This window comes from Mariniblastus fucicola (genome assembly GCF_008087665.1).
Taxonomy (GTDB): domain Bacteria; phylum Planctomycetota; class Planctomycetia; order Pirellulales; family Pirellulaceae; genus Mariniblastus; species Mariniblastus fucicola.
In genome coordinates, this window is the sequence record NZ_CP042912.1 from 4,917,474 (window position 1) to 4,943,588 (window position 26,115).

Annotated in this window: 22 protein-coding genes; 2 read left to right on the plus strand and 20 right to left on the minus strand. The window is 53.2% G+C overall.

Annotated elements, in window-relative coordinates:
* The first annotated feature begins 3 nt into the window (after positions 1 to 3).
* Entirely contained in the window at positions 4 to 3,846 is a 3,843-nt protein-coding gene (gene ccsA / locus MFFC18_RS18270) for a cytochrome c biogenesis protein (protein ID WP_148618975.1), read from the plus strand.
* A 114-nt stretch (positions 3,847 to 3,960) separates the two neighbouring features.
* A complete protein-coding gene (locus MFFC18_RS18275) occupies positions 3,961 to 5,538 on the plus strand; it encodes a PHB depolymerase family esterase (RefSeq protein WP_157665036.1) in 1,578 nt (525 codons plus the stop codon).
* A 16-nt stretch (positions 5,539 to 5,554) separates the two neighbouring features.
* Here the strand turns inward: MFFC18_RS18275 and MFFC18_RS18280 are convergent, their stop codons facing one another.
* The 20 genes from MFFC18_RS18280 to MFFC18_RS18375 all read right to left on the minus strand — a co-directional run bounded on the left by MFFC18_RS18280 (position 5,555) and on the right by MFFC18_RS18375 (position 26,084).
* Entirely contained in the window at positions 5,555 to 6,064 is a 510-nt protein-coding gene (locus tag MFFC18_RS18280) for a hypothetical protein (protein ID WP_075082469.1), read from the minus strand.
* An 88-nt stretch (positions 6,065 to 6,152) separates the two neighbouring features.
* On the minus strand, positions 6,153 to 6,884 hold the full coding sequence (locus MFFC18_RS18285) for a class I SAM-dependent methyltransferase (RefSeq protein ID WP_075082468.1): 732 nt from the start codon (positions 6,882 to 6,884) through the stop codon (positions 6,153 to 6,155).
* A gap of 72 nt (positions 6,885 to 6,956) precedes the next feature.
* Positions 6,957 to 8,147, minus strand: coding sequence for a DUF3419 family protein (locus tag MFFC18_RS18290; protein ID WP_075082528.1), 1,191 nt, complete (start codon positions 8,145 to 8,147; stop codon positions 6,957 to 6,959).
* Positions 8,148 to 8,679: 532 nt separating this feature from the next.
* A complete protein-coding gene (locus MFFC18_RS25070; protein ID WP_157665035.1) occupies positions 8,680 to 8,922 on the minus strand; it encodes a hypothetical protein in 243 nt (80 codons plus the stop codon).
* Between the two features lie 3 nt (positions 8,923 to 8,925).
* Positions 8,926 to 11,004: a DUF455 family protein gene (locus tag MFFC18_RS18300; RefSeq protein ID WP_075082466.1), complete on the minus strand. Its 2,079-nt coding sequence runs from the start codon at positions 11,002 to 11,004 to the stop codon at positions 8,926 to 8,928.
* A 15-nt stretch (positions 11,005 to 11,019) separates the two neighbouring features.
* The gene (locus MFFC18_RS18305; RefSeq protein WP_075082465.1) at positions 11,020 to 11,832 is read right to left on the minus strand and encodes a hypothetical protein; all 813 of its coding nucleotides are present in this window, start codon (positions 11,830 to 11,832) and stop codon (positions 11,020 to 11,022) included.
* Positions 11,804 to 12,511, minus strand: coding sequence for a DUF1700 domain-containing protein (locus MFFC18_RS18310; RefSeq protein WP_148618976.1), 708 nt, complete (start codon positions 12,509 to 12,511; stop codon positions 11,804 to 11,806). The genes MFFC18_RS18305 and MFFC18_RS18310 overlap by 29 nt, the downstream gene beginning before the upstream one ends.
* A gap of 214 nt (positions 12,512 to 12,725) precedes the next feature.
* On the minus strand, positions 12,726 to 14,423 hold the full coding sequence (locus MFFC18_RS18315; RefSeq protein WP_075082463.1) for a hypothetical protein: 1,698 nt from the start codon (positions 14,421 to 14,423) through the stop codon (positions 12,726 to 12,728).
* A gap of 181 nt (positions 14,424 to 14,604) precedes the next feature.
* The gene (locus tag MFFC18_RS18320; RefSeq protein WP_075082462.1) at positions 14,605 to 16,311 is read right to left on the minus strand and encodes an ABC transporter permease; all 1,707 of its coding nucleotides are present in this window, start codon (positions 16,309 to 16,311) and stop codon (positions 14,605 to 14,607) included.
* Positions 16,308 to 17,021, minus strand: coding sequence for an ABC transporter ATP-binding protein (locus MFFC18_RS18325; protein WP_075082461.1), 714 nt, complete (start codon positions 17,019 to 17,021; stop codon positions 16,308 to 16,310). Before MFFC18_RS18325 ends, MFFC18_RS18320 begins: the two co-directional genes overlap by 4 nt.
* A gap of 284 nt (positions 17,022 to 17,305) precedes the next feature.
* Complete coding sequence (locus MFFC18_RS18330) at positions 17,306 to 17,638, minus strand: zinc ribbon domain-containing protein YjdM (protein ID WP_075082460.1); 333 nt, start codon at positions 17,636 to 17,638, stop codon at positions 17,306 to 17,308.
* A 142-nt stretch (positions 17,639 to 17,780) separates the two neighbouring features.
* Entirely contained in the window at positions 17,781 to 18,728 is a 948-nt protein-coding gene (locus tag MFFC18_RS18335) for a DUF1559 family PulG-like putative transporter (protein ID WP_162273903.1), read from the minus strand.
* Positions 18,729 to 18,914: 186 nt separating this feature from the next.
* Positions 18,915 to 19,310, minus strand: coding sequence for a hypothetical protein (locus tag MFFC18_RS18340; RefSeq protein WP_075082458.1), 396 nt, complete (start codon positions 19,308 to 19,310; stop codon positions 18,915 to 18,917).
* A gap of 546 nt (positions 19,311 to 19,856) precedes the next feature.
* Positions 19,857 to 21,011 carry a cobalamin-independent methionine synthase II family protein gene (locus tag MFFC18_RS25535; RefSeq protein ID WP_261340512.1) on the minus strand — a complete coding sequence of 385 codons (1,155 nt, stop codon included), beginning with the start codon at positions 21,009 to 21,011 and terminating at the stop codon, positions 19,857 to 19,859.
* A gap of 10 nt (positions 21,012 to 21,021) precedes the next feature.
* A complete protein-coding gene (locus MFFC18_RS18350; RefSeq protein WP_075082457.1) occupies positions 21,022 to 21,780 on the minus strand; it encodes a sulfurtransferase TusA family protein in 759 nt (252 codons plus the stop codon).
* A gap of 195 nt (positions 21,781 to 21,975) precedes the next feature.
* Complete coding sequence (locus MFFC18_RS18355) at positions 21,976 to 22,341, minus strand: DsrE family protein (RefSeq protein ID WP_075082456.1); 366 nt, start codon at positions 22,339 to 22,341, stop codon at positions 21,976 to 21,978.
* Positions 22,334 to 22,585 carry a sulfurtransferase TusA family protein gene (locus MFFC18_RS18360; RefSeq protein ID WP_075082455.1) on the minus strand — a complete coding sequence of 84 codons (252 nt, stop codon included), beginning with the start codon at positions 22,583 to 22,585 and terminating at the stop codon, positions 22,334 to 22,336. Before MFFC18_RS18360 ends, MFFC18_RS18355 begins: the two co-directional genes overlap by 8 nt.
* 223 nt (positions 22,586 to 22,808) lie before the next feature.
* A complete protein-coding gene (locus tag MFFC18_RS18365) occupies positions 22,809 to 23,840 on the minus strand; it encodes a hypothetical protein (RefSeq protein ID WP_075082454.1) in 1,032 nt (343 codons plus the stop codon).
* Positions 23,841 to 23,872: 32 nt separating this feature from the next.
* Positions 23,873 to 24,550: a putative 2OG-Fe(II) oxygenase gene (locus tag MFFC18_RS18370; protein ID WP_075082453.1), complete on the minus strand. Its 678-nt coding sequence runs from the start codon at positions 24,548 to 24,550 to the stop codon at positions 23,873 to 23,875.
* 139 nt (positions 24,551 to 24,689) lie between these two features.
* Positions 24,690 to 26,084 (minus strand): Gfo/Idh/MocA family protein, encoded by a 1,395-nt coding sequence (locus tag MFFC18_RS18375; protein ID WP_075082452.1) that lies wholly within the window; start codon positions 26,082 to 26,084, stop codon positions 24,690 to 24,692.
* Positions 26,085 to 26,115 lie beyond the last annotated feature (31 nt).

Here is a 26,115-nt window from a genome sequence, read left to right on the forward strand (position 1 = left end):
AAAATGGCAACGAACTCGCTCCCGACTAAATCTGGTACTGCCGCAAATCGCCATGGCGAACTTTCGGCCACGGATATTGCCACTGCGATCATCGCTCCACTGGCTTCCTTGAAGCTCACCGTTTTCCTGTTGTTCACGGCGATCGCGGTCGTCTTTATCGCAACCTTGCAGCAGGCTTCGATGGACATGTGGTCCGTCAAGAACATGCACTATGACAACTGGTTCGTTACGATCCCGTTCCAGGCGTTGCTGATCGAACGTTGGTTTCCGGGCTTTCAGGACGTCCCAGGCAGCTTCGTCATCCCCAGTGGAAAATTGATTATCTATGGGTTGATCATCAACCTGGTCGCTGCGCACTTACTACGTTTTCGTATCAAAGCCAAAGGCGTGAAGCTGTGGATCGGATTGGTGACTGCGGTGATCGCGGGCGTCGTCACGTGGGCGATGAGCTTCAACACGTTTGGCACCGATGGGTTCCAGAAAGCTCCTCCTGTGAGCTATTCACAGATGTGGTTGATCATGCAAGTCATTTTGCTGGGGTTGGCCCTGTCCTGCGTCGCCGGGATGTTCCTGACTGAAAAAGGGAAACGTATCGAAAAATCGATCCTCGGCATCTTCGCTTTCCTCGCCGCCGCAGTTTTGATGATCACGATTGGTTTGGGAAAAGACGCGTTCATCGGCGATTCTGGAATGCGAATCCTGTGGCAGTTGGCTCAGTCCACGATCGCGGCTTGCGTTGCGTGGGGAGCCTGCGTTTTGCTGTTCCATCGGAAAGCCGGCATCGTGTTGCTGCACCTCGGAGTCGTCGGCTTGATGGCGAACGAGTTGTACGTGACGTACACGAACGAAGAGACACGAATGCAGTTCGTCGAAGGAGAATCCACCAGCGTCGCGACCGATATTCGCGCAACCGAGTTTGTGATCCTCGATCAGTCTGACCCTGAGTTTGACGAGATGGTGGCGATCCCGGAATCGATGCTTAAGTCTGGCGAACTGATTCAGGACGAGCGCCTTCCGTTCTCGATACGCTGCTTGAAGTTTTATGACAACGCCCGCGTCGACCGAGCATCTGCTCCCAACAAAGATATCAAAGGCATGGGGCGAATGGTTGACATTGTTGAGCTTCCGCCGAGCGTTAGCGATCAAGTTGATTTTGCGGCCGCGCGAATCGAACTGTTGTCCAAGTCCGGAGAATCGTTGGGCACGTGGAAGGTTTCGCAGATGCTTCGGGAGTTCGCGGATACCGTTTCGGTTGGTGACAAAGACTATCGCATTGGGTTGCGTTTCAAATCCGAGTACAAGCCATACGCTTTGAAACTGAACGACGTCAAAGCCGAATACTACACGGGTACTTCGACACCCAAATGGTTCTCTTCGAACGTGGAACTGGTGGACCTCGAAACGAATTCCAGTTCGGAACATGAGATCTGGATGAACAATCCGCTGCGATACGACGGCGAGACGTTTTACCAGGCCAGCTACGATGCATCGGGCGGTGAAGAAATGTCTGCGTTGCAAGTCGTGAAAAATCGCGGCTGGATGATCCCTTACATTTGTTGCATGTTCACAGTCGTTGGCCTTGCCGGCCAATTCGGCAGCTCGTTGCTTGCGTGGTTGAAGAAGAACAAGGCACAGACGGAATCAAAACTGGAAAAGGACGATTCCGGCCGTCCGATCAGAAAGCGGTTCAACTGGAAGTCTCCTGCGTTTCTTGTCCCAAGTGGCATCGCTGCGATTTTCGCTCTGTATGCCATGTCGGGCCTGTCCAAATCGGCGCGTCCGGTTGTCCATGAGTCCGGAATGCGATTGGATCGTTTCGGCGAAATCCCGATTACCAACAAGGGTCGCATCCAGCCTCTGGATTCGTTTGCTCGCAACACGGCCCGGCAATTCAGCAAACGCGAGTTCGTCTATGACAAAGACCTGACGAAACAGCCCGCCATTCGCTGGCTGGCGGACACGATGTTCGAAGCGGACGGCTATGATGAGTTTCGTCTGTTTCGCATCGAGGATTTGGAAATTCTGGACTCGCTGGACTTGCCCAAAGAGGCCGGAGCCGGCGAGCCGAAGGATGTCCGTTTTCGCTATACGCTCAAGCAACTTGAAAAAGCCCCACCGAAGCTGTTTTCAGCGCTGCCTGAACCGGGCACGCCCGAATCGATGTGGAGCCCGTATCAATCGAGGGCTCAAAAGCATCTGGGGCGCATCCAACAAACGCTAGGACTGTCCGCCATCGTTGCCGATACTACGGACTCAGCTTCGCAACGACTTGATCGCCAACGCGGCAAAATGGCTGCCATGCTTGGAGACCGTCCGTTCCCGATCAATCCGGAACGATGGCCGCGGTTCATTCCCAAAGGCAACGAGTGGAGTACTCTTTCGGATGCCGACAATCGCCGCTGGCTGATCGAGAAAGCGACCGATCTGGAGTCCGAAACGGTGATGGGACTGTACCCGAAGTTGCTTGAATCGAGCGATTCATTGCGTGATTATCGGCTGGAAGAATCGTCGACGGTTTTGGATCAGGTCGACCTGAAGAAATTGCTGTTCACGCCGGATCGAATCGATGCTGCGGAGAAAGAAGGGGCCAAAACGCCCGAGGAAATTACTTCTTCGATCCTGAGTTCACCTGCGGCACAGCGTGTTCGGCTGATGGCCTTCAACGAGTCCGATCGGCTGATCAACAGTCTGCTCGCCAACATGAATGGCGATGAAAACGAAATATCAACGTCTGGCGAATCGATTGACGTTCAACTTTCCGGGCTGTTTCAGAAGATGGGCGTAGCCTATCGGGCTGGCGACGCTGATACATTTAATTCACTGACCGAAGAGTACCTCGGTGCCGTTCAGGCAACGAGTGAAGTCAGTGGCTTCCTCAGCAGAATGAAAGCGGAGAAAGTCTACAACGGCTGGTCGCCGTTTTACGTCAGCATGGTGCTGTACTTGATCGCATTTGTTGCAGTTGCGTTTTCATGGTTCATGAGCTTTGACCAGAACTTCAGCAAGATCTTTGGCCGGACGGCAATCGCCATCGTACTGATCGCACTGCTGGTTCAGATGATTGGTTTGGTTTTTCGCGTTTACATTTCGGGTCGGCCGCCAGTTACGAATCTGTATTCGTCGGCTCTGTTCGTTTCCGCGGTGTTTGTCGCCGTGATGCTGCTTGTGGAAGCGATAACGCGACTGGGCGTTGGCACAGCGATGGGTAGTATCGGCGCGTTCGGTGCATTGCTTTGGGCATGGACAATGTCCATCGTTGATGGCGACACATTTTCGGTCCTGGTCGCTGTGCTCGACACGCAGTTCTGGCTTTCGACGCACGTTGTCTGCATCACGATTGGCTATGGTGTCACCTTTGGTGCAGGTTTCCTGGCGGTAGCCTACGTTCTTATCTCCATGTTCACGCCAGCGTTGGACAAAAACGTTCGAAGACAATTCTCCAGCATCATCTACGGGATCACTTGCTTCGCCCTCTTCTTCAGCTTCTTTGGGACCGTGCTTGGCGGGCTTTGGGGCGATGATTCCTGGGGACGATTTTGGGGCTGGGACCCGAAGGAGAATGGAGCATTGATGATCGTACTTTGGAGTGCACTGTTGCTTCACGCTCGCTGGGGCGGACTTGTGAAAGAACGCGGTATCGCCATCCTCGCAATTCTCGGCAACATCGTCGTGCTGTGGAGCTGGAAAGGCGTGAACAGCATGGGCGTCGGTCTGCACGCTTATGCGGGCTCCGAAGATAGCACGGTTTTCTGGATCGTCTTCGTTGGTGCGATGCATCTGGTCGTTGCTGCAGTCGCCCTGACTCCAACGAAGTTCTGGTACAGCCACATACGACACGCCACATAGCCGGCAAGTAAATCCACAGGCGGTCGAACCCTAATCGCCACAATGCAATTCACGAAAGGCATTGCTGCGCCAAAAGCAATTGCGCGATGCCATCCATTTGTTCAGGATCGTCACATGAAAATCCGCAAGCTAACTTCTGCGATCGTACTTCTGGGCACGTTGCTCGCCGCCGTTGCATACCCTTCCACACTGCCTGGCCAGGACCAACAACCTTCAGGTGATCAAAGCACATCCGCTGGCGCAAAAGCAGTCGCCAGCAACAGCGCTCTGGATCAACTCATTGAATCCAACTCAATCGCTCAGCTCTTGAAGGGCGATGATCTCGAGCTCGATTCCGCTGACTTGCCCGCCGTCAGGAGTGCGCTTTGGAAGAAACTCAAGACAGAGACTCGCGAGGACGTGGCCCGAAAAAAGGAAGACGAAACGCAACCTTATTCGATCAAGTATCGCCGAGGTCGCAGAAGCAACGCGAAAATAGTTGAGTCCGTTTTGGACGTGCGCACGATTGAATTCAACGGAAAAGTGATGCGTTTTGCCACTGAGGTGAAAGGCAAGAAGCCAGAATCCGGATATCCGCTCTACATCTCGCTGCATGGAGGAGGCAGTGGCCCCAACGGTCGAGTCAACGATCAGCAGTGGCTGAACCAGACAAAGATCTGGAGCCGATCGGTTGAAACAGGTATCCATGTGACTCCGCGTGCGGTTTCCAACACCTGGGACTTACACTTCAGACCAGCTTCTTACGTAATGTACGACCGGTTGATCGAAAACATGATCGCGTTTCACGATGTTGATCCAAACCGGGTTTACATTCTTGGGTTCTCGGCGGGAGGCGACGGACTTTATCAGATCACTGCGAGGATGCCGGACCGATTCGCGGCCACGAACATGATGGCTGGGCATCACAACAACGTTAGCGTCGTCAACTATCGTAACGTCCCCTTCCTGATCCAGATGGGAGAGAAAGACGCAGCTTTCAAACGTAACATCCAAGCCGCAAAGTTCGATGCGAAATTGAACGAGGCCGCAGAATCATTTGGAGGCTATCCGCATGAAACACTGATCCACCTTGACGGAAATCACAACAACTGGATTCCCGCATCAAGCATGTTGTCTCGACAGGAAAACATCGTGATTGCCGATCCGGGCAAGTGGCTCGACGGTGATCGAACCACCGCTACGAAAAATACAAACAGCATTGTCTGGCTGAGCAAACATACGAGAAATCCGTGGCCCAATCGAGTTCGCTGGGAGATCGGATGCGGAGCGCCCAGTCGCTCCGGGGTGGCGGAAGACGACAATACATTTTGGACCAGCAAGGCAAGAAGCCGTCAGTTCTATTGGCTGGAGAACAACGACGACTCTCGCACGAAAGGAATCGTCGACGTCAGCTATGATCGGAATTCCCGGATCAACATTGAAGCATGCGGCGATTCGATCAAGCTGCTGCTGCGTGAAGAGATGTTTGACTTTTCACGCCCCATCACTATCACCGCCGGCGGCAAAGACTATTCGGTAACGCCAAAGCCACACCTGAAAACGATGGTGCAAACGCTGGTCGACCGAGGGGATGTCAACTATGCGTTTCCTGTGGCCATCGAAGTCAGGAAAAACAAGAACGGCAAGTTTTCGTTTGATGGAGACGTCAAAGCCGGAAGGCCGAACACCGGCAACGACAGCAACTCTCGCTAGTCACGGCGTCGCTGTACTAACGCGGCCCAACCAGCTTCGAGATTCGTTGCAGCAGATATCGAATCATTCCGATCGGACGGGCTGGTGTCCGAGAATACTCGGCGTCTCGTTCCCAGAACTCCATCGCTGACGCGGACAATTCAGTTTCCTTGATCTCCGAGCCGGCTGATTCATGGCCATCTTTTGTCCTGGCAAAATTCTGCAAACGGGTTTCGAAACCCGTTTTGCCTAGCTGAGCCTGCAGGCTGTCGAAATTTTTCTTCGCAGCACTCTCCCGACGAGCTTTCCGTCGTTCCAATCGCGTCTGCTGCCTGACGCCCAACGCGTCACAGGTGACCAACAAGATCCAGAACATGGAGGCAAACAGCACGATTCCAATCACGAACACCCTGCCTGCATAGGAAAGGTGCCCCCCAGAGACACTCGCAATGATTAAGACCAGCGCCACAACCGGGCACAGCCACAACCAATTGGCGGTCGGCTTCTGGGCTTTCGAAGGTCGTTTTGTTGGCGGCGATGGTTTCATGCGGAACGATCCAATGAATTCGGCAAACCAACTATAACCGAAAAACAAACGACCGTCCTCAACACATATCGTGCCGATAGCAGCGCTACTATTCAGGCTTTCGCCCGATGAATTGATAGTAGGGCGTTCGCAGCAGCGGCACGTAGGGCATTCGGAAACGATCTTCGAGCAAATGGACTTTCTCGAACCGGTCCATCAGAAACGGCAAGTGATCCGGAGAAGGAAACACATTGTCCGTCGCAAACCAGGGCTGCCACAGCGTACGTGAAAGCCACTTTTGCTTTTTCAAACTTTCTGGCGGATACTTGCGTCCGACATAGAAATCCACGACGCCGATCAGCCCACCGGGTTTGAGCATTCGCAATGCGTTTTCGATCGCGGCGAACCAGTCGGGAATCATGGTCAGCGAATACGAAAAAGTCACGACGTCTGCCTGGCCTTCAGGCGGCTGCCATTTGGTGGCATCGGCGCAAACCGATTGAGCATTGCCCCAGCCTTTTTTCTCGAATCGATCGGTCGCGATTTTCAAAAGCGATTCCGAAAGGTCAACGACGTAGACTTTGGAAAGCTGTTCAATACTGTCCGCGAGGTTTTCGATATTCGCACCGGTGCCTCCGCCCATGTCGACCCACACGCCGCCTGCGGGTTTGTCGATCTTCTGATACAGCTCTTCGCGTCCACGCAACAATCTGCGGCGAAAGTCATCGTAATTTTTCGCCTGCCCACCATAGAAACTTTCCATCCGCTGCGCGTGGTCATCACCACGAACTGGCTTGACCAGCATGTGGTAGAGGATTTTCATGTCGGAGAAAAATGGCATGGACGGTTCTTGGTTAGCGCGGCAGAAAAAGGAGTTCAGCAGATTAAAGCAGCTTCGATTCAAAACCGAAATTCAGGCACCCAGTTCGGCAATGTAGAAACTGCCGTAGGTGTGAACCCGGTCCTTTTCGTGCAACTCAGTCGACAACTCTGGCCGATAGCTCAACATCGGAGAGACGTTCTGGATCTCGCCGTTGTGCTTGACTTTCACATGCTCAATGAAGTCCGTTCGCAACCCGCCGCTGCGCCAAATCAAACGCGCTCCGGGAGCAGCTTTGTCGATGATGGCTTGCCATTCCGACTCCAGCAATGGAAAGAATTGATCGCTGAGCCAATCCATATGGTCCAGCAAAATGAACCTTGAGATTTGGCCGTCGTGCTTTTCCAGGAACCCCTGAACCGAATCGGTGTGAGTCGAAACGCGATCAACGATTCCGTTCTTTAGCTGCTGAAAGTTTTCTTCCTTCAGATACTCCGGGCAACACTCACGCGTGTACTGTCCGTTCAGATAGACGCGCCAGAAATAGTTATCCTGAATCGGAAGTTCAGCGAACACGCTTTCGACACAGTCCTGAATGAACTTTACCAATCCACCCGGATACTGCGTTTCGATTTGACGTCGTTGGGCTTTTGGAACGCCCAGCATCGACATCGTCGTATCCCGATTCATGGCGAACTTCATCAAGCTCGACCAAAATTTATCTTTGAGATGTTTCTCGTAGATATCGCGTTGCTCTTCGATCGACTTCGCATCCAGCAGCGCATTAATATGAGGCCGAACGCGGATCACTTTGTCGGTGTAAGCCTTGACCATTCGCGCAAACGCACCTGATGTCCCGCGAAAGTAGAATGTCTTTTTGGGATTGTCGAACCATTTGATTTTCTTGTCCCAGAAATCCTGAGACCACGTCGGCAATTCGCCCCGAAGTTTGTCCGTATAGACGGCTTTGGCTCCCGGCAATCGACCGTCGCCAAACATTTTGAAAAAGTCATCGAACTCGAGGTTTCTGATGGCCGATTTTTTCAGATCCAGCAACGCATTTTGGCGCGGATTCATATCGACGGCGTGGACATGATTTGGTCCGGCGAGCGAATAATCGAGCGCGTTACATCCGGCCGACGTGATCACCATGACGTTGTCTTCGGGGCCAAAATCCAGCGCAACGCGATCGAGCCTGGGATCTTCCCAGCAGGTGTTGTAAACCAGATTATTACCGTGAACCGACTGAAAAACGCGTCGACTCACCCAGTCAAAAATCGCCATCATTGCTCGCTATTGAGACCCATCAAAATGAGCCACAGATTGTAGCAATCGGACTCCAATCCTGCCATGACGCGATCTCAGGTACTGGTTGTGCCGATGATATCGGTGGTGCAGAATCCTGAGCCATAAATAGTTGCTGATTTCCAAATTCTGACGACTTACCCCTTCCAGGCGTTCTATAGGGTGTACGTTTCGGGGCAGCAAACGGCTGCATCCGAATCAACACAAAGAGGTAGTTACATGTTCAAGTTCGTTTTCTCAGCAGTTGTTTGCGCAGCAATGTGTCTTCCAGCAGCATCTTTCGCTCAGGACTGCGGTTGCGGTTGTGAGCCAGCACCGGCTCCATGCGTTAAAACTCGCAAGCGTCTGAAGCTTGTCGACGTTCAAAAGCAGGTTTGTCGCACCAAGAAGATTTGCACAACAGACGAGTGCGGTTGCCCAACGACAAAGCGCGTTCGCGTCACTGAGTGCGTTACACGCAAAAAGCTGGTCCGCGTTGAAGTTCCTGTTGATCCATGCCGCAAAGGCCTGTTCAGCCGTCTTCGCGGCAAAATGGGCAGCGCGGGTTGCTGCGAGCCAGCACCGGCTCCATGTGGATGCGAAGCACCAGCTCCTTGCGGTTGCGAAGCTCCTGCACCTGCACCTTGTGGTTGCGGCGACGCAGCTCCAGTAATGGCTGCTCCAGTTGAGTACGCTCCAATGGCTGTTCCAACTCCAGCGGCACCTTGCTGCGGTGGCTAGTTTGTAAGCGTTGCTGATTAAAATCGGAAAGCACGAGTCAACTTTTGGCTCGTGTTTTTTTATGCGCCGATTTTCCCGCAGGCGGTTCAATGATCACGCAGGGAATCAGTTTTGCACTGTCGCTACGCTCGCCAAACCAGACGACACCTGACTTCCAGCGGCCATGAGAATCAAATTCGATCGCCAGCGACTCCAATCGATCTTTTTGTGATCGGTACTGAGATTGAGTTAGCACGCGGAACATTCCTTTGGCGCCGTCAGCGGTTCTTTTTTCGATTGCCAAAGCAACATGGCCCATCGTCGTCCGTGGATTGAGCTCCACGAAGGGGCGTATTTTCAGGGACGATTCCCTGTTCCGAAACACGAACGCGTCGACTCCAAAGTTGCCGCGAAACTGTCGCGACGTCAACTCCGGCAGCAGGTTGCGTTCCAGCCACTGTTGCGTCAATTTGAGTTTCAGGCATTTTTCGGACAGCAAGAACTTTCGCACTTCCGGATCACAATCGTAAAACGGGCTCCCAAGCTTGGTGCCTTCGTAGCGGCCGCCTTTGGAAACCAGCGGGCGGGTCCAGCCAAGAAACTTCAGCTCGCCAGCTTGATCGACGTGCCACAAAAACGAAAGGTCAACGACTCGTTCTAGCCACGGCTCAACAATGGCTTCGATATCCGAACGAAACTGCTTCTGCGGAGCCGGCTTTCGCGTTGCGATTCGATGCATGCCGCGCCCTGATGAGCCAAGGTCATGTTTGTAGATCGCGACATCAAATCCACGGCTTGCGATTTGGGAAAGTGCTTCGTCCAGGGAATACTGATTGCCGACCGGAATGCCGCTGCACTCAACACCCGCCATCCAGGAAGGAGTTTCATTCGCTGAATCAAACCAACGATCGATCTTATTGGCTGCCCATGATTTTCGAAACAGTTCGGCCTGCGAATCCAGCCACAGCCCCGGTTGATGTCGAACGGAATTGCGAACGGTTTCGACACGGACCTGGTTGGCGGGCGTCCACGCCCAAGGCTCAAGTCGATTTAGTTTTCGATGCAGCAAAGATTGCTGATCTTCAAACAGACAGAACTCCGGGAATTCAACTCCGGCATCGACCCAGTGCTTCTGAAGTTCCTGCGACGGAAGTTCACGAACCAACAGCATGTCGTCAGGCTTTGAGAGCGCGACCAGCACGAACTCCAACTCCTTCCCCAGCTGTTGCATCATTGGATCGGTTTGGTCACCGCGGGCTTGCAGATTTGCGGCACGAAGTTCAGCCTCGGCTCCGGGATCGAACCAGCGAACGGCGGCCGAGCGGTCTTTGGATTGGCCAAAAATCTCGATCGCGTCAATAAACTCGTCGCTCAGGCCAGCTTTGCGTCTGCCTTCGCGATTGAAACACGACCTCGGCCCGCGAGCCCGACCGGGAGACATTGGAAAGTCGAGCGTTTCTTGCCAGGCGTCGAAGTCACTTTTCCCCGGCTCTTTCCATTGCCGAAACCAGTGCAGACCATGCTGTACGTGACCGATTTCGTCTTCGTAGATTTTCTGCAGCAAGCCTGCGGTATGGTGATCGCCGATGCGTGCGAAAACTTTGGAATAGTGCAGACTAAAGTCGAGGTTGGCTTGCTCGAAGGTCAAACTCAGCCGCGACACGAAATCCATCGGCGAATCCATCGGCTCAACGATTCGCCAAAACTGACCACTGACTGGCCAAGTCCCGAACTCGACGCCACACTGCTTCATCCGTTCGAGATACATCCGAGTGTGAAGCTGCTCCTCCTGCAGCGTCACCAAAACGCCTTGGCGAAAAGCCCGCGGAGCATTGGGAAATTTAAGCAACACCAAGGCCATTAGCTCTGTCGCCAATAGCTCATGGTTGGCCAAAAAGTGCAGCAATTGGCCTCGCGATTTTTCGTTCTCAAGCTGATCTTCACGAGGCGGCTGAACGTTTCGTCCAGGTTGATGCTGCATCAACAGGTGAGACGGCCTGCCGGGAGTTCGAAGTGATTTTTCCGACACCAGCCGTGCGCTCGTGTGACGATCGAAGCTCAGCTTCCCTGGTGCGGCAAGCTTTTCCTCTAGCGAGTTCGAGAATACGACCTGCTCGGCGAATTCAGTGATATTCATTGGAGCACTCGCGAGCTATCGCACGATCGACGCATTTTTCATGTTGAAAATCGACCAAATCGCTCCGTCCGGGCCCTCTTTTTCTTTGAAGTAAAAGTCGCCACGGACTTTAAACGGACGAACGATGTAGTCCGTATCGGTGCCCTTTTTCATATACACTCGGACGCAATCATAGATCGCAGCCTGGGGCCCGAAGCAGCACTCTTTGTCGTCGCGAACAAAGATAAAACCCTTCAAGCCAGACGCCTTGAACGATGGTCTCATGTAGCCACTAAGCGTGATCTGCTTGCCATCGAATGCTTTGACTTCTTCGGACAACAGGGAACGTTCGAAAGGTTCGCCGACTTCGATATCAAACTTCAAATCGTCAAACGTAAGATCAAGTTTGTCGCCGCTGGTATCGATGGGCACAACGCGTTCCCGCTGCGGCTCAATCCATTCCTCGGGCATGTCGCCACGCTTGAGCCGACCGGATTTTTCTTCTGAATCAGCCACCTGATCGGCTGCATCTGCAAGATCAGCATCGGTCAACTCGCTGTCGTCCAGTTTGTTCACGTCCGGTTTGCTCACGTCCGATTTATTCTCGATGGCGGGCTGGGAGTTGGCCGATTCAGTGTTGGCGTCCGCCATCGTTTCGTCAGTCGATTCTTGCGTTACTTCATCGGCATCCGATGATTCGGGATGATCGATCGTTGGCTCACAACCAGCCAGCATCAAACCGCAAACGATAGATAGGGCCGCGAACAGAGCTTTCGCAGCGGCAACACAATGATGAAGCGATATCATTCGAGCCCGTTCGCTATCGGACGTGATCTGCTTCGATTTCATAGAACACCCGTGGGATTTCTTCTTCGTCCGAAGCTGCAGTTGAAGGATTGAGTCGGAACGTTCCGCCAATTCGCCGCAAACCATAGCCATAGTTGACTGTATCGTCTGACTGAATTTTGATGGCAACGACATCTGTGATCGCTGGATCACCGCCGAAGCAACAGTCGCCAAAGTCACCGACCATGATAAAGCTTTTCAGCCCATACTGCTTCCCGCTGGGCGGGCGCACGTAGCCTTTGATGAAAACTTTTTCGCCATCAAGCTCCGCAGCACGCTTGGGAAATCCCTGCGCGTCTGTTCCTCGACTGGAAGGCTTCAACTCGGCGAACGAAATTCGACGATATCCTTCCGGGACTTCCGTCGCGTAAATGAAGCTGTGCATGGCTCCGCTGCCAATCAGACAAACTGCACTCAACAGCAATCCAAATTTTGCCGCGCCTTTTCCAACAAGTTCATCGGGGTAGGCGCGAATCGCTTTCAATGCAAGCAACGCGAAAACAATGCCCAGGATCGGCAACAGCATAAACATCTGAGCCAGAAACGCGGACAGTCCCAAAACTGCGAAGATCGCAGAAGCGACTGCTGATTTGCAAACGGCCTGGTAGGTCGATTCTTCTGTGAAGGCAGAAGTCGTGGGCTGGGATGAGAAGGGGTTTTCTTTGATCATCGTGTCAGACATGGCATCATTCATTGACGTTGCGAAATTCAATTCTAGCATCGGGATCCAACATCGGCGTCGCCAAGCGGAAAAACCGCAGGCCGGGGTGTCCAATCCGCCACTTCTTTCGCCAAATTCCGATGTCGTGGACCGGGTTGTGTCGCGAATGACATCCAGACAGGCGAAAAATGTAGATGCGGATGCGGAAACGCGAGTTAGCCTCGCCCGAGCGAAACTAAAAAATCAAACGCTCAAACCAGCCGCTGAGTACTGACCACAGGAGGACAAACAGCACGATCGACACTGCCATCGGGATAAATATGATCTGCCATGTCAAATTTGGAGACGTGGCAATCACTGGCGCCGCAGGAATGGGAGCCGGATTGGTTCTGGCTACCTGAATTCCAGACTGCGAACTCGAAGAAAGTATCGTCTGATTCGATGCGTTATTGCTCGATACGAAAGTTTCCTCACGAGGGTTCGATTCAGAAACTCTGGCATCGTCAGAAGCTTCCATTTTCGCAAGAACATTCTGTCGCCCGGAACGCAGCGAGCCACTTTCGGTCGAAATTTCAAACGCCGGCTGTTCGACTTTCTTGACAACATGTCGAGTCCTGACGGGCTCATCGAAGGACGGCTCATCGATATCAATCGCGGACTGCGTCGACTCATCGGCAAGAGACACAAACTGAGGCGAATCATCGGACAGCGGCACAAACAGGCTGACCTTTGAATCGGAAGACTCGTCTGCGGACTCATCTTCATCGGCTTCTTCAGCTTCGTCGTCGTCAAAGTCCATCCCGCCCAGGAACTTCGCACGGGCAATCGAAGCCTTGTCGATTTCTTCCAGATCTTTCAAGTGTTTTTTTGCTTCGGGAAGCGGGCAAGCCATCAAGTAGGACGCGATCGGAACGCGAATCCAACTATCGTCGTCGCTACTCTCCTTGAAGATTTTGACCAGCTTGTCCATCACGGACCAGTCTTCCCATCGAGCCAGGTCGGGGATCACCAAATCGCGTGCTTCGTCGTTGTCGAGCACTTTTCTGGCAGCGGCAACAATCCGATCTTTGGGAATGATGTCGGTCTCTTCGGCATGGAAGCGAAGCGCTTGCATCGCCAGCATCGTGTACGTGAACTCACAGTCTTTGTTTTCGAAAAACTCGCGCTGAATCAGCGCCATCCCCGCTTCGCCCTTGATGTTCAAATAGCAAGCAATCAACGCTTCCAACCCACGCAACTTGCGGCGACTTCCAGAAAGCAAAAGCTCTTCAAGCATCTTTGCATCTTCAGGTTGGCCACAAACGCCAAGCATCGTGAAATACAGTCGGCGGCGGTTCGGCGATGTTTTGTCATCGTTGATCAGCTTAATCAGACGTTCCCGATCCATGCGATCCTTGAGCGCGATCAGGTCCTCGTAAGGAGCCTTGGCGAATTCGTCGTAAGCGTCGAACGCCAGCAATGATTCTTCGTCCTCGAAGAACTCCTGAAAGAATGCCAATCGATCAGCACCGCTTTCTGGCAGCGTTCCAAGCTTGTCCAAATATTCCAACACGCGATCGCTGGCTTTCATCGGAGTCGTCCAATTGAGCCTCGGTGGGTCAACGCCCATCACGAAGAACTTCTGCCCAACCGGATATCGACCGACAAGCAGGGCCTTGAACTGCATGCCTTCTTTGACCAGCTCTTTGCCGCGGAACACCTTAACGATTTCGAATTTCGCCCGCGGAAGCTCTTCGGCGTCATCGTCTGGCTCTGGAATCTCCAGCAACTTTGCTGAAACGACGACATCTTTCGAAGCCATCTGATCAGTGAACGTCAGCCCAACAGCAGCACAGAAAGGGCAGGCCTCGACGACAGCCGCAGCGCAAACCATCATCCCCAACAACACTGCGGTTGCGAGCAGAAAACTTCGTATTCGACGTGCCAGATTCATAGGTCCTCTTTTGATGGCCGAATTATAACGCATTGAGCCATTTCCCAAGCCCCAATTCGAACTTCTTTTGAAATCAAATTACGAAGATTGACCAAAATGGTTCCGCAGAAAAAAACTGACGGGAATGGTTGTTGCCCAAGGACGCTGATGGCGTTAAAGATTTCATCGCAAAAGAATTTGCCTATTTCCCCAACGACTGCGACACATCAGTTCGATATGCAGAAATCGCCGGGTAAATTCCAACAAGAACCGCCAGCAGAACAAGACCCGGAATCACCATCAACTCGGGAGACACTTTCATCGCAGACATCCAACCGGGCAAGTTTTCTGCTCCGGGAAGGAATGCCAGCGGCATGCTCGGCGCCAAATCAAAGAACCCCATCTGGATTCCAGTTTGCTGCTCGATGACATCAGACATCGCAAAGTTCAACGCGTGCCCGGCAACCCATCCGATGACTCCTGCAGTCAACGCCAACAAAATGGATTCCGACAGCATGATCATTAAAACTTTGGTGCGGCTTGCACCGAGGGCTCGCATCACCGCGATCTCGTGACGACGCTGACTCATCGAGTTATAGATCCCGACCAGAATGCTGATCGAAGACACGATGCAAATCATCAATGTCAACAGCAGCAACGCCAGCTGAATCGGATCGATAAACGAAGCGAACAGTTTTGTGACGACCTCCACCGGATTCACTGCCATCGCGGCTTCCTGAGAACTTTCCGGGGAAAACGGAGTCCACGCCAGAGTCGCCTTCAGGTCTCCGCGATCAATCTGTGGCGGCAAATACTGACCGACCGAATCGATCCCGTCGTCTCCGATTTCGCCGCGGATCAGCAACGAGGTAACCTCGCGTTTTTCGATCGGCAAACGGGCCGGGCCGGGCGTTACGTATTCGTCCGTCGATTCGTCTTCGTCGTCATAGACTTCGCCTTCTGCTTCCAGTTCCCTTCTTTCACGACGTCGCTTGGCAACGGCACGCACCGACTCGTCCTTGATCGATTTCGTGTGGCCTTCCATCAGGAAAAAGCCTTCGATATTCAGAAACAGACATCGATCGCTCGGCGAACCAGAAGGCTCCATGATCCCGACGATGTAGAAATCCGTTTCATGCAAGTGCGATCCGGAACTGTTGGGATCACCGTGAGTTGGCTGAATCGTGTCGCCGATTTTCAAGCCGCTTTTTGCCGCCACGGCAGATCCAATGACGGCCTCGTAGAAACCATGCTCTTCGTTGTATTCCTCGAAAGCCCGCCCTTCGGCAAACTCAAACTTCCGTTCGGTTTCCACGTCCAGCACAAGCTCAGTGAAGTACGTGGGCTTGGTGCCGACGCAGCGAAAATTGGATTGGGTTGCCTCATCGACCCAGAAATCGCCAAGGTTGATCGGGATGACGGTGTGGACCCAGCTATCGAACATTCCGCGGTCGTGAAACTGCATCGTTTTCATCTGCTCGAATTCCGAACCCGCGGCCAACAGTTCGTGGCCCAAGCCGGAAATTGCACCAAGCGGTCCTGCGGCCAGACTTGCCAATTGCAGCGAATCCTGCTCGTGCGATTGAGTCACCATGGCGAGCGAATGTCGCATTTCACGCTGGCGTTTTTCTTTGTCCGCGAACGCGAGATAGTACTCGTAAGGAACGTTTTCCACGGGAGGCGCCAGAAAGAACACGCTGCTCATCGTCAACTGGTATTCGCCGCCCCGGGCCCCGACCAGAATGTTGTATCCAAACGTTCGGCTGTTCTTGAATGACTTGGAGACGATGCCGTGAATCGAGATGACGGACACGACCATCATGATGCCCAAGGCCATCGACAGGATCGTCAGGAACGAACCGATGCCGCGGTGTTGAATGCTCCGCCATGCGATTTTGAAAAGATTCATGCGTCGCCTCCTTCGCTTGACGCCGCCGAAGCAGTACTGCGGAGATCCGCCACGACGCGATTGAGTTCGTCCAACTGAACGACGCGATCGAACTGGTTGGCGACTTCCATCGAGTGAGTCACCATCAGCATTGCGATGTTTTCTTCGCGGCAGGTGTCTTTGATCAGCTGCACAACCTGTTGTTGATTCTGAGGATCAATGTTTGCCGTCGGCTCGTCCGCGAGCAGCAGGGCAGGGCGATTGGCAACCGCGCGGGCGACGGCGACTCGCTGCTTTTCACCGACTGACATTTGATGCGGTTTGTTTCCAAGCCGATGGCCCAGCCCGACTTTTTCCAGCAGCTCTTTGGCTCGGGCCGGCGAAGACCGTTTGGCACCAAAACTGATCCCCAGCAGCACATTTTCCAACGCAGAGAACCCATCAAGCAGGTTGAATGTCTGAAAAACGTAGCCGATCTTGTCCGCACGGATGCGATCACGAGTCGATTCGCTGTATCGAGTCAGCTCTGTGCCGTCAACGAAGACCTTGCCACTGTCAGGTTTGGTGATGCCGGAAATGATGTGCAGCAGCGTCGTCTTGCCACACCCGGATGGTCCGATCAGGACAACTTGTTCGCCTGCCGCGATTTCAAACGACGGCACGTCAAGGATCGGCACCCGTTTTCCGTCAGGCTGAACAAAGCTCTTCTTGATGTTTTCGAGTCTGAGCATAAATGGTCGACGTAGGCCGCTGGCTCGCGATCCGGGTGCGTTGCGTGTTTTGGAAGGTTGAGCGAAGGTCTGGAAACGCGTGAGGCTGTCTCACCGTGCAAGCCGCAAGTTCACAGACTCGATGCCTATGACACATTTTTACCAGATTCGATTTCTACGACCACCACAGCAAACGGTTCGCGAAAACTGGAGCCAGTTTCAAACTTCGTGAGCCAGGCGTTGCACGCCGCGAACCGATGTGACTGAGACAGAGACAACATTGTTCTACCAGCAGCAGATTCGCTTCAGGCTTTCTTCACGAATTCGGACTTGAGCCCCATGGCTCCGATACCGTCGATCTTGCAATCGATGTCGTGGTCTCCATCGACTAACCGAATGTTTTTGACTTTTGTACCGCCTTTGATCACGGTCGAGGATCCTTTCAGCTTCAGATCCTTGATCACAATGACCGTATCTCCGGACTGAAGCACATTGCCGTTGGCGTCGCGAGTTACATCGTCGTCTTCTTCGACGACCGTCGGGTCCCATTCATGGTTGCAGTCAGGACAGACGACCATGATTCCGTCTTGCCACGTATAGTCGCAGCTACATTTCGGGCAGTTTGGGAGTTCAGACATGGAATCTTTCAGGAAACGTTAGACCTGATCTTTTTCACAGGTCGGTAATGGAAGCAATATTGAAACAAGCTCTGCCCGGCGCATCAACCGCGTCGGACAGGCTTACAAAGAACATCAAGCGAGTGAATCGATTCTTCCTGCGTTAATTGTCGTCAGGACGAAGCACTTCGCCGTTGGCCGGCGTCTCACCCGCAGACCACGCCGGATCGGTGACTCCAGCGGTAGCGCGACGAACAGAACCGTCGGCCATCGCCATGTGAATGATGCCGGCTGAGAAACTCTGGGACTTCAACGGATGAGCATTGGTTGGCTCGACGTTGAATTCGGGCTTCAACATGCAGCGGCATCGCCAGGGCTCATCGCCTGCCCAGGAAGTCGGAACTGCGCCGCCGCGATTAACGAACCCGCTTCGCGCCCAGAAACTGCTGGCGTACAAGTGATCTGCCGGCATGGTGACCGAGTAGTCGTAGGGTATCGTTGGCGGAAAAACTCCATAGCCCCACAGGTTGGCTCCATGCGTTGGGTCTCCAACTTCGCGTGACGAAATGGCAAACTTTTCATTGAACAGAATCGTATTGGAAGCTCCATCGCGGATGGTCGCAAAACTCGCACCCTCATCCCCGAAGACTTGCCAGTTTGCAGAATAGCTGCTCACGCCCCACTCGTTACTTGTCGAACTTGCCCAAGCCGGAACCTTTTCGTCCAACTCGTAGATGCCGTTTCCGAAAGAGGGATCCGAAGGCGCTTGCAGGACCGGCACGACATAGGACCGCGATGCATCTGGCCCAAGGGCGTGAACGTTGGATTGCTCAAGGAATGGCAACAGGTGATAGAAAACCGTTCCATACGGCGGATTATCATTCCCCGCAGGAAAGCTACCGTACATCGGCGGCATCTCCATCATGGCGGTATCAGCGTTATGCAACGCCAATACAAGTTGTTTCAGATTGTTCATCGATGTCGTGCGCCTTGCCGCGTCACGAACCGACTGCACGGCAGGCAGCAGCATCCCAATCAGAATGCCGATGATCGCGATCACGACCAGTAGCTCAACCAAAGTAAAACCACGCTTCGTTTTGTGTGTAGACATAATTAGTTTTCCCAAATTTTTACTGACGAACTTCACCGACAACAATCTTAAAAACGGACTGCCTGGGCAGCGTTTCAAAACCAGAACCCGAAGCGTCTGCGAGTCAAAGCGAGTCGCTCGCGGACGCATCGGGTTTTGATTCAATGAGGCCCCATCGGCCCGTGATTTAACAGGCCGACAACACGGCTACGACATCGGGTCCCTTGCCACAACGACTTTGGGATCAGACACGATCTGATAGGTACACTTCACTTCATTTCGCTTCCCTTGCCTGTCCTGTACCGTCAGCGTGACCGCGCAACGTGCGGTTCCATCGGATTCCATGTAGGTCTTGCGAATTTCGAAATCAAGCAGCTTGTTGGACAGGTTCCAGTCGTCATCAAAGAACCTGACGGGCTCTTCCTCGGCCTCCAACTCAGCCGGTTTTTTCCCTTGTTGCCACGCCTCGAGAGATTGCTTTACGGTCGCTTCAGCAAACTCCATCTTCATTTGGTCTTCGTTGTTACCGCAGCCGGTTAGCAGCAGGCTGAGCATCAAGCATCCAAAAAATTGCGATATTGATTTCGTTGTTGAGAGCTTCATGTTGGGAACTTTGACTGAGGGCTACGTTTGCCCCGAATTTTCAATGATGAAATCGTTCGGGGTTACTGAAAACAGCTGAGACACGATCCGGGCAGAGCCGGAAAGATTGGTGCGACGCCGGGACTGAGGCCACGATGTTCTCAAGCACGAGAAAATCGCGGTTTGCAAGTCAACGGGCACGCCGCTTCGATGCTAGGCGAGTCACGTGAAGCCAGTGCAGCGCAACTGGCAAGCGCAGGGACCGGCACAAGGTCCTGAGTTAACAACAGAATTTTGGAGAACGTGTTCCATTGCCTGGTCTTGTTTGCTGCCAGTAAAATTTGGTTGGCAGGTGACTGATTCCATCAAAAATAACGGACGACTCATATCAGGCCGCGAGTCTTTCGTGTGCGTTGCCGCAATATAAACGAACGGCACCGAAGCATGTAGAGACTAACGGTATAAAAATCTGATAGACGTCGAACAAATGCTGGCTGCCAATGACTGCAAGCCAACCATTAGATTTGAAACGTCGATTGCAAGCTCCTTAACTGCCAGCATTGGTTCTCATAACTCCCCACGTACGATACCGGCAGCTTTAACCATTGACTGCAACTTTTTTGCAGCAACGGACTCTTCATTGACACAACGGTTCGCGAAACAACCGAACCCGCAATCTGGATTCAGAAAGATCTTTTGCGGATCCCAAAATCCGAGTGCTTCCCTGATCCTCGCGGCAATGAAATCCGGCGATTCCGCCACGTCAGTTCGCGGGTTCACGCACCCCAAACCGATTTCCCTGTCCGACAAGGCTTGGCCGACCACACTCAAGTCACCGGCGCGCGGCGTCGCGTATTCCAAAACCAATTGCTGAACGTTCATCGATGCAAAACAATCCACCAGCGGTTGGTAGTCACCAGTGATCATGACATCTTCACGTTTGGACCAGTTGCCTCGACAAACATGCAGCCCAATACGTGCTCGCCCCGCGAACCCATCGATCACACGATTCAAAAGCTCCGCAGCATACGTTAGCTCTGCACCCGCATCACGGCGGGTCGCCAAAGTCGCTCACATAAAGGTGCGCCGTTTGTCGTCGCTGCTGTGAACAACTTCGGTCAGGATCGGTTCGTCGAATTGAATGAATTCAGCTCCTGCCTGAATCAGCTCCTCAAGCTCTTCACGCAGGATCGAAACGATGTCGTCTGCCATCACCGGTTTATCGCCGTAGGCTCCGGTCGAATAGGAGGTCACCCACATCGCCCGAGTCAGCAAATAGGGGCCCGGCAGTGTGACTTTAACCGGTTTGTCCGTTAGCGAGCGAAGGAACTTCAGTTCGCCGCCGGCCAGTGGTTCGCGGCGGCGAAGTTTCCCCACACAGGTGGGATTGCGGATGGAAAACGCGGGTGCATCGAGCGTTTGCAACATCTCTTCAAAAGCGGCTTTGTCTTCGACCGTCTCGAGCATATCGGCCAACGACATCAACTTGGTCCCGTCGACTTTGTCAGTGATGAAAGAATAAAAATTGTCGCGCCGAAGCTCGCCATCGACCACGATATCGACGCCAGCGGCGTGCTGCAGCTCAATACAACGCCGGATTTCGTCATCAGCAAAACGGTTGAATTGCTCGTCACTGATCCGCCCCATCCGTTTTTCGCGCAGCGCCGCAAGCAGCTCTTTCGAACGCGGCCACGAACCGACTTGAGTGACTGGAAACAGCATGCCTGGTCCGTTAAAGGGTTACGATTCTGGCGTCGATCTGACAGGATTTAATCAACGTTTGAAACACCGGCGAATCCTGCAATCCTGCTTGCCAAGCTTGCTCCACCATCGCGTCGTCCGCCGAAGTCGTGAGGTAGACGGTCAGAGCAATCGTTTCGATCGACGGGTCTCCTGATTCGAATCCTGCGGCGGCCAACGAGTTTACCAACGTCGCGTTGAGCGTTGCTTCCAAGTCGTCGACCACCATCGAAAGCCGACTGCATCGAATGGAAAAGCAGGCGATGACGTTGGCCAGCAGGGAACCGAGGAACTGCTCCAGCGAAGTTGCCGTTTCCGATTTTCGATCGAAGTCAATCGACGCCCCGGACTGCCAGGAAAAGTTACGCGAATAGACCGTCGTTTGGTGGCCATCTGTTTGACGTGCACGAAGGCTCCACTTGAATTGCTGAGCCTTCTGTCGATCGGACTCAAGTTCGGCTTTCTCAGTCGCCTGATCGGAGCCGCGCTGGACCCAATGATGCCATCGTCCACTGGAGACTTCTTCGCTTCCCAGATGGGAATGCGAAACCATGCGGCACCACGGAGGCAATTCCGAAACGACAGTCGGTTCGCTGCTTCGAATTTCCAGCACGCCGCCAACGGGAACTTCCAACATGTTTTGGCGAATCAGCAGAATCAAACCGGAACCGCAATCCATCGCGCCTCCATCGAACACATGGTCGGCACGCGGATAACCGTTTGGATGCGATTCGTTTTTGGATTGATTCATGAACAGTTTGATTTCTGTTTAAACGCGAAAGCTGGGCGGCGTTACTGAACGTCGAACGCACCTAGGCATGTTTGGTAAATGTGAGCGACAAGGCGCTAGCCGCCGTTCCGTTGCGCTTTTTAACGGCGGCTAGCGCCTTGCCGCTCAAGTTTGGCCGCGTTGATGACATAAAAGTCAATTTGTCAAACAGTGCACCTAGTAGCTAACGTTGGGAGAACCGTTGCTCAGCCATTCAACCAGGACGGCTCCACCAGCGATTTCGACGCCATCGAAGAGCTGATCTTCCGAAATCTCCCGCTTTTTACAGCACGGAGCACAGGCAATCACGCGACCACCGGCCGCGATGAAGCGGGTGACAAGATCAGTCAACGGCTTGAACGGGCCGCCTTCATTGACGTTCGCTGCTTCATCTTTGACCGACGCCCAAACACCATCGGTGCTGAGGAAAACCATCGTGTCTTTTCCAGATCCCAACGCCGCAGTTGCGACCACGAAACCGACTGTGGCTTTGTCGCCGTTTTCCTTGCACGAGTTAATCGTTACGCAAAAAGTATCACTCATTTGAATTTCCGTTTTGATCTGGTTTTTTGATGATGTACAGCGGGTGATCCATCGAAATCAGCTCGTGCTTTGTCAGACGGCACCACGCAGGAATCTCCAGCGGAGCTCCGGCGTCGAGAGCACGAACTTCGACGACGGCGTCTGCAGGTTGTTGTCGCATAAAGAGCAACAAGTCCAGCAGCAACTCGCCACAACCGGTTTCTCCGCCGTCGAATTTTGCGTTCGGTTCGCTACGGCTATTCATGCACCGTGCCCCTGTTGATTTTGAAACATCGACGCCGCGAACTGGTTTCCCGGCTGTCAGGAAAATGCCTGAAAGTTTCGCTCGACGTTTAGCCACAGCGAAGTCGCTGATTGTCCCAGAGTCTTGCCAACGATCAATGGTCAGCGATGCAAAATCGGCCTGCTAAACGCGAAAGGAAATTTGTTTTTTGACACAGACGAGCAACCGTCGCCTTGAAACCGGTTTACTTTGACGATGCGCTGGAGGGACTGGCCAAAACATTTTCGTTGTGGGTGTAGTTGTAGTAAGTGAAGCCCTGCAATCGGAGGTCTGCTTTGACTTTGCCGGAGGCCGATTCGCTTAGCTGTTTGCGGAACTCGGCTTCTGCGGACTCCATACTGTTCGCCTGCAGCCAGTCCAACATGAACTCCTGTTCCGCCGAAAAAATGACAGACACGTTCAAGCCGGGCTTGCCATTGGCCAATCCCTGCAGGCGACTCGCCGTGTAGGCAAAATCTGGACGAGACCGGTAAGCGTGCACCCTCAGCTGATCCAAATTTTGAGCAATCAGCCGGGCAACTTCCTCCTCCGACGTCTCTTCCAAACCGTTGGTCCAACCAATGTAGGCTTCGGTCGTGATGCTGCGAGCGTTGGCTTGAGCGAGGGATCGAATCGCTTTCAAGTTGGTAATGAAGAACTCGAAAGCACCGTCTTTTGTTGCCGCGAATCCACGGGGAATCAAATAGGGTTCGGCGTAAACTTCTTTGACGCGACTTTCGATCCAAAACTCGAACTCCAAATTGTAGATGTCGAATTTTTCGGAAACGTCGACTCGGCTGTTGTTGTAGGGATCAATAACTTCGCCGAAAAAATCGGCCGACTCGCCAATCGCCGCGATGCGTTGCACGCCGTATTGCGTTTTGGCACGAGAGATAAACGAGGCCAACGATTCGTTGTGGTCAAGATCGCTGGCGTTGTCCCGATTGAGCACTTTGTGAAGCTCGTACAACAACAGCACGTCCATCTCGTGGCTGTCCGCATATTCAAGCAGCTTTTCCTCTGCCGCGACGTCGCCAAGAATGCTGGAAAAGCCGTCAACGTACAGGGATCGCTTGCTGTCGTGACGCTCCTCGGTCTGATCTTCGGCCGGTTCGGAGTCGCTCGGACTATCGGCGTCTGACGATTCGGAAACACCGACTGGCTTTACAGGCTCGTCACACGAAAGCAACGAAGAGAACGCGAGAAAGAAAATCAGCCAACGAAAACGGGACAACATTTTCACGTGTTTCACTTTCTGAATAGACCGATTCAAAACCGTTGCCAGTTTTCAATCGCCGGCATTAGCGTTTCGTGGCCGCTGCTCTCCTTGAGCGTAACAACGATGTCCGCCGAAATCGAAATGCGAGGCTCGGTGGTCATATTCGGAGCCGTTGAGTGTAACGTTTTTGAAGGAAAAATCAGGATCTCACCCTGTTCCGGTTCGACGTAGATTCGGTTCAGCGTTCTTTCGCCCGGCCGTTTGATGATCTGCAATTCTTCTTTTGAAAGCGTAAACAAACCGGCCGCAAACTCGTTCGGATGCTCCGCGACGCTGAAGTAAATTCCGCCACCATCAAGCGACTTTTTCAGGTAAAAGGCAAAACTCAAATGCGATTGCTGATGCGCGTGTTCGAAGATCCGTTGACCTTCGCGACTGACCGTGGCCCACGAACGCTGGAAGTAAAACGCCAGGCGATCGTTATTAAGTCCGAGTGCTTCGGTGTAGCCACGAATGGCGTCGCCGATGGACGTGAACAACGCTTCGAATTCGGGTTCACGAAAGAGGAATTCAAAGCCAGCGGTGTCACCCAGCCAGGCCGATTCCTGGTCGGGTTGAGGACGCTCCATTTCGAGAATGCGATTGCAGAGCTGTGATTGATAGCCCGCATCGAGTTTGAGTTTCTGCCGATAGACAGAAAGGGCAAACAGATCGATGAACTCGGACATGAAGCGTTTCCAATGGCCAATCGCTGGTGGGCGCCACCGAACGATAGAGTGCGAAAGTTACAAACAAAGACGCGTGGCGGCCCGAAGCCGCCACCACGAAAAAATGCTTTCTACGGAAACACCAGCATGGCGTTCTCCGTTACGAGCTTGCGCCAGCAGGCACTCCCATTTCAATCTCGTAGCCTTCGCGATACGGACGGCTCAACATCGAGTTCGCCAAATCATCGCCCTTGATCGATTCGGACGCGGCGTCCCAATCAAGTTTACGGCCAACGCGAGCGCAAATACCGGCAAGGTGGCAGATATTCAGCATCCGCATGTGCGAATGAACATCCGAAATCGGCTCGACTTGCTGATCAACGCAGTGCAGGAAGTTCGCCCAATGAGCTCGCCGCTCGTTCTCAACAGGATCGTAGCCTTTGTAGACTTCCTTGATAATTCCTTCCGGCAATGGCTTGCTCTCGAGATCCTCGACAGGTTTCCCCTTGAGCGAACCGCGGCTGACAAAAATACGTCCTTTGTCGCCTTCGATCAAAACACCGTTGCTGGTGTCGTGACGGATGACCATTTCGGCGCCTTCCGGGAATTTCACAGTGAAACTGAACTTGGTCGCCGTGTTGTAACGATCCGTTTGCACTGGCTTGCCATCTTTGAACTCAACCGGATGCTCGGCAGTTCCTTCGATCGAAAGCGGCTGTGAATTCTGACCGTTGAGCTCCAGAGCCCAGACGCCGATGTCCACATGGTGCGCGCCCCAGTCCGTCAGCTTTCCGCCCGAGTACTCGTACCACCAACGGAATTCGTAGTGGCCATTGGTTTGCGGACGGCCTTTTTCGGGCTTGAGCATTCGATAATCGGCTTTTGGTGCCGGCCCGAGCCAGCGATCCCAATCCAGATTTGTCGGCACATCAGCGACAGGCAGCGCTGGCGAAGAAGGTGCTCCACCGATCGCGACCTGAATCTTCTTGATTTTCCCTAACCGGCCGTCTTTCACCAAAGCCATCGCCTTGGTGAAGAGATTGAAAGTACTTCGCTGCTGCGTTCCAACCTGAACGATGCGACCAGTTTCCTTTTGAACTTTGCGAATCAGTTTGCCTTCGTCGATCGTCAACGTCAGCGGTTTTTCACAGTAAACGTCTTTGCCCGCGTACATTGCTTCGATCAACGGTTTGGTGTGCCAGTGGTCCGGCGTCGCAATGTGAACGACCTTGATGTCGTCGCGTTCGAGGATCTTTCGATAGTCAGAGTAAACATCGGCTTTGCCTTGTCCCAGCCCCGCCTTCATGCTTTCTGCTCGGCCAGAATCCACATCAGCAATCGCAACGAGGTTCAGCCATTTCTTGGCAGCATTAATATTCCCGCCGCCCATTCCGCCGGCTCCGATGAGCGCGATGTCGACCTTGTCGTTCGCCGAACCGGTATCGAAGGCGAGCGAAGGAGCCGCAGAAAAGTGGTACGGCAGGAAGAGGCCTGCTCCAGCGGCAGAAGCCGTTTTAATGAACGAACGACGTGACGTGTTCTGCTTTTGAGTCATTGGTTGTCTTTCAAAATTTACGCTTGATTGA

Coding starts and splice junctions, on each gene's coding strand:
- MFFC18_RS18350 (WP_075082457.1), bottom strand. CDS start 21,780: ATGAATCAATCCAAAAACGAATCGCATCCAAACGGTTATCCGCGTGCC.
- MFFC18_RS18275 (WP_157665036.1), top strand. CDS start 3,961: ATGAAAATCCGCAAGCTAACTTCTGCGATCGTACTTCTGGGCACGTTG.
- MFFC18_RS18315 (WP_075082463.1), bottom strand. CDS start 14,423: ATGAATCTGGCACGTCGAATACGAAGTTTTCTGCTCGCAACCGCAGTG.
- ccsA (WP_148618975.1), top strand. CDS start 4: ATGGCAACGAACTCGCTCCCGACTAAATCTGGTACTGCCGCAAATCGC.
- MFFC18_RS18365 (WP_075082454.1), bottom strand. CDS start 23,840: ATGTTGTCCCGTTTTCGTTGGCTGATTTTCTTTCTCGCGTTCTCTTCG.
- MFFC18_RS18280 (WP_075082469.1), bottom strand. CDS start 6,064: ATGAAACCATCGCCGCCAACAAAACGACCTTCGAAAGCCCAGAAGCCG.
- MFFC18_RS18340 (WP_075082458.1), bottom strand. CDS start 19,310: ATGAAGCTCTCAACAACGAAATCAATATCGCAATTTTTTGGATGCTTG.
- MFFC18_RS18325 (WP_075082461.1), bottom strand. CDS start 17,021: ATGCTCAGACTCGAAAACATCAAGAAGAGCTTTGTTCAGCCTGACGGA.
- MFFC18_RS18370 (WP_075082453.1), bottom strand. CDS start 24,550: ATGTCCGAGTTCATCGATCTGTTTGCCCTTTCTGTCTATCGGCAGAAA.
- MFFC18_RS18310 (WP_148618976.1), bottom strand. CDS start 12,511: ATGTCTGACACGATGATCAAAGAAAACCCCTTCTCATCCCAGCCCACG.
- MFFC18_RS18330 (WP_075082460.1), bottom strand. CDS start 17,638: ATGTCTGAACTCCCAAACTGCCCGAAATGTAGCTGCGACTATACGTGG.
- MFFC18_RS18360 (WP_075082455.1), bottom strand. CDS start 22,585: ATGAATAGCCGTAGCGAACCGAACGCAAAATTCGACGGCGGAGAAACC.
- MFFC18_RS18300 (WP_075082466.1), bottom strand. CDS start 11,004: ATGAATATCACTGAATTCGCCGAGCAGGTCGTATTCTCGAACTCGCTA.
- MFFC18_RS18320 (WP_075082462.1), bottom strand. CDS start 16,311: ATGAATCTTTTCAAAATCGCATGGCGGAGCATTCAACACCGCGGCATC.
- MFFC18_RS18305 (WP_075082465.1), bottom strand. CDS start 11,832: ATGAAATCGAAGCAGATCACGTCCGATAGCGAACGGGCTCGAATGATA.
- MFFC18_RS18355 (WP_075082456.1), bottom strand. CDS start 22,341: ATGAGTGATACTTTTTGCGTAACGATTAACTCGTGCAAGGAAAACGGC.
- MFFC18_RS18290 (WP_075082528.1), bottom strand. CDS start 8,147: ATGGCGATTTTTGACTGGGTGAGTCGACGCGTTTTTCAGTCGGTTCAC.
- MFFC18_RS18335 (WP_162273903.1), bottom strand. CDS start 18,728: ATGTCTACACACAAAACGAAGCGTGGTTTTACTTTGGTTGAGCTACTG.
- MFFC18_RS18285 (WP_075082468.1), bottom strand. CDS start 6,884: ATGCCATTTTTCTCCGACATGAAAATCCTCTACCACATGCTGGTCAAG.
- MFFC18_RS18375 (WP_075082452.1), bottom strand. CDS start 26,084: ATGACTCAAAAGCAGAACACGTCACGTCGTTCGTTCATTAAAACGGCT.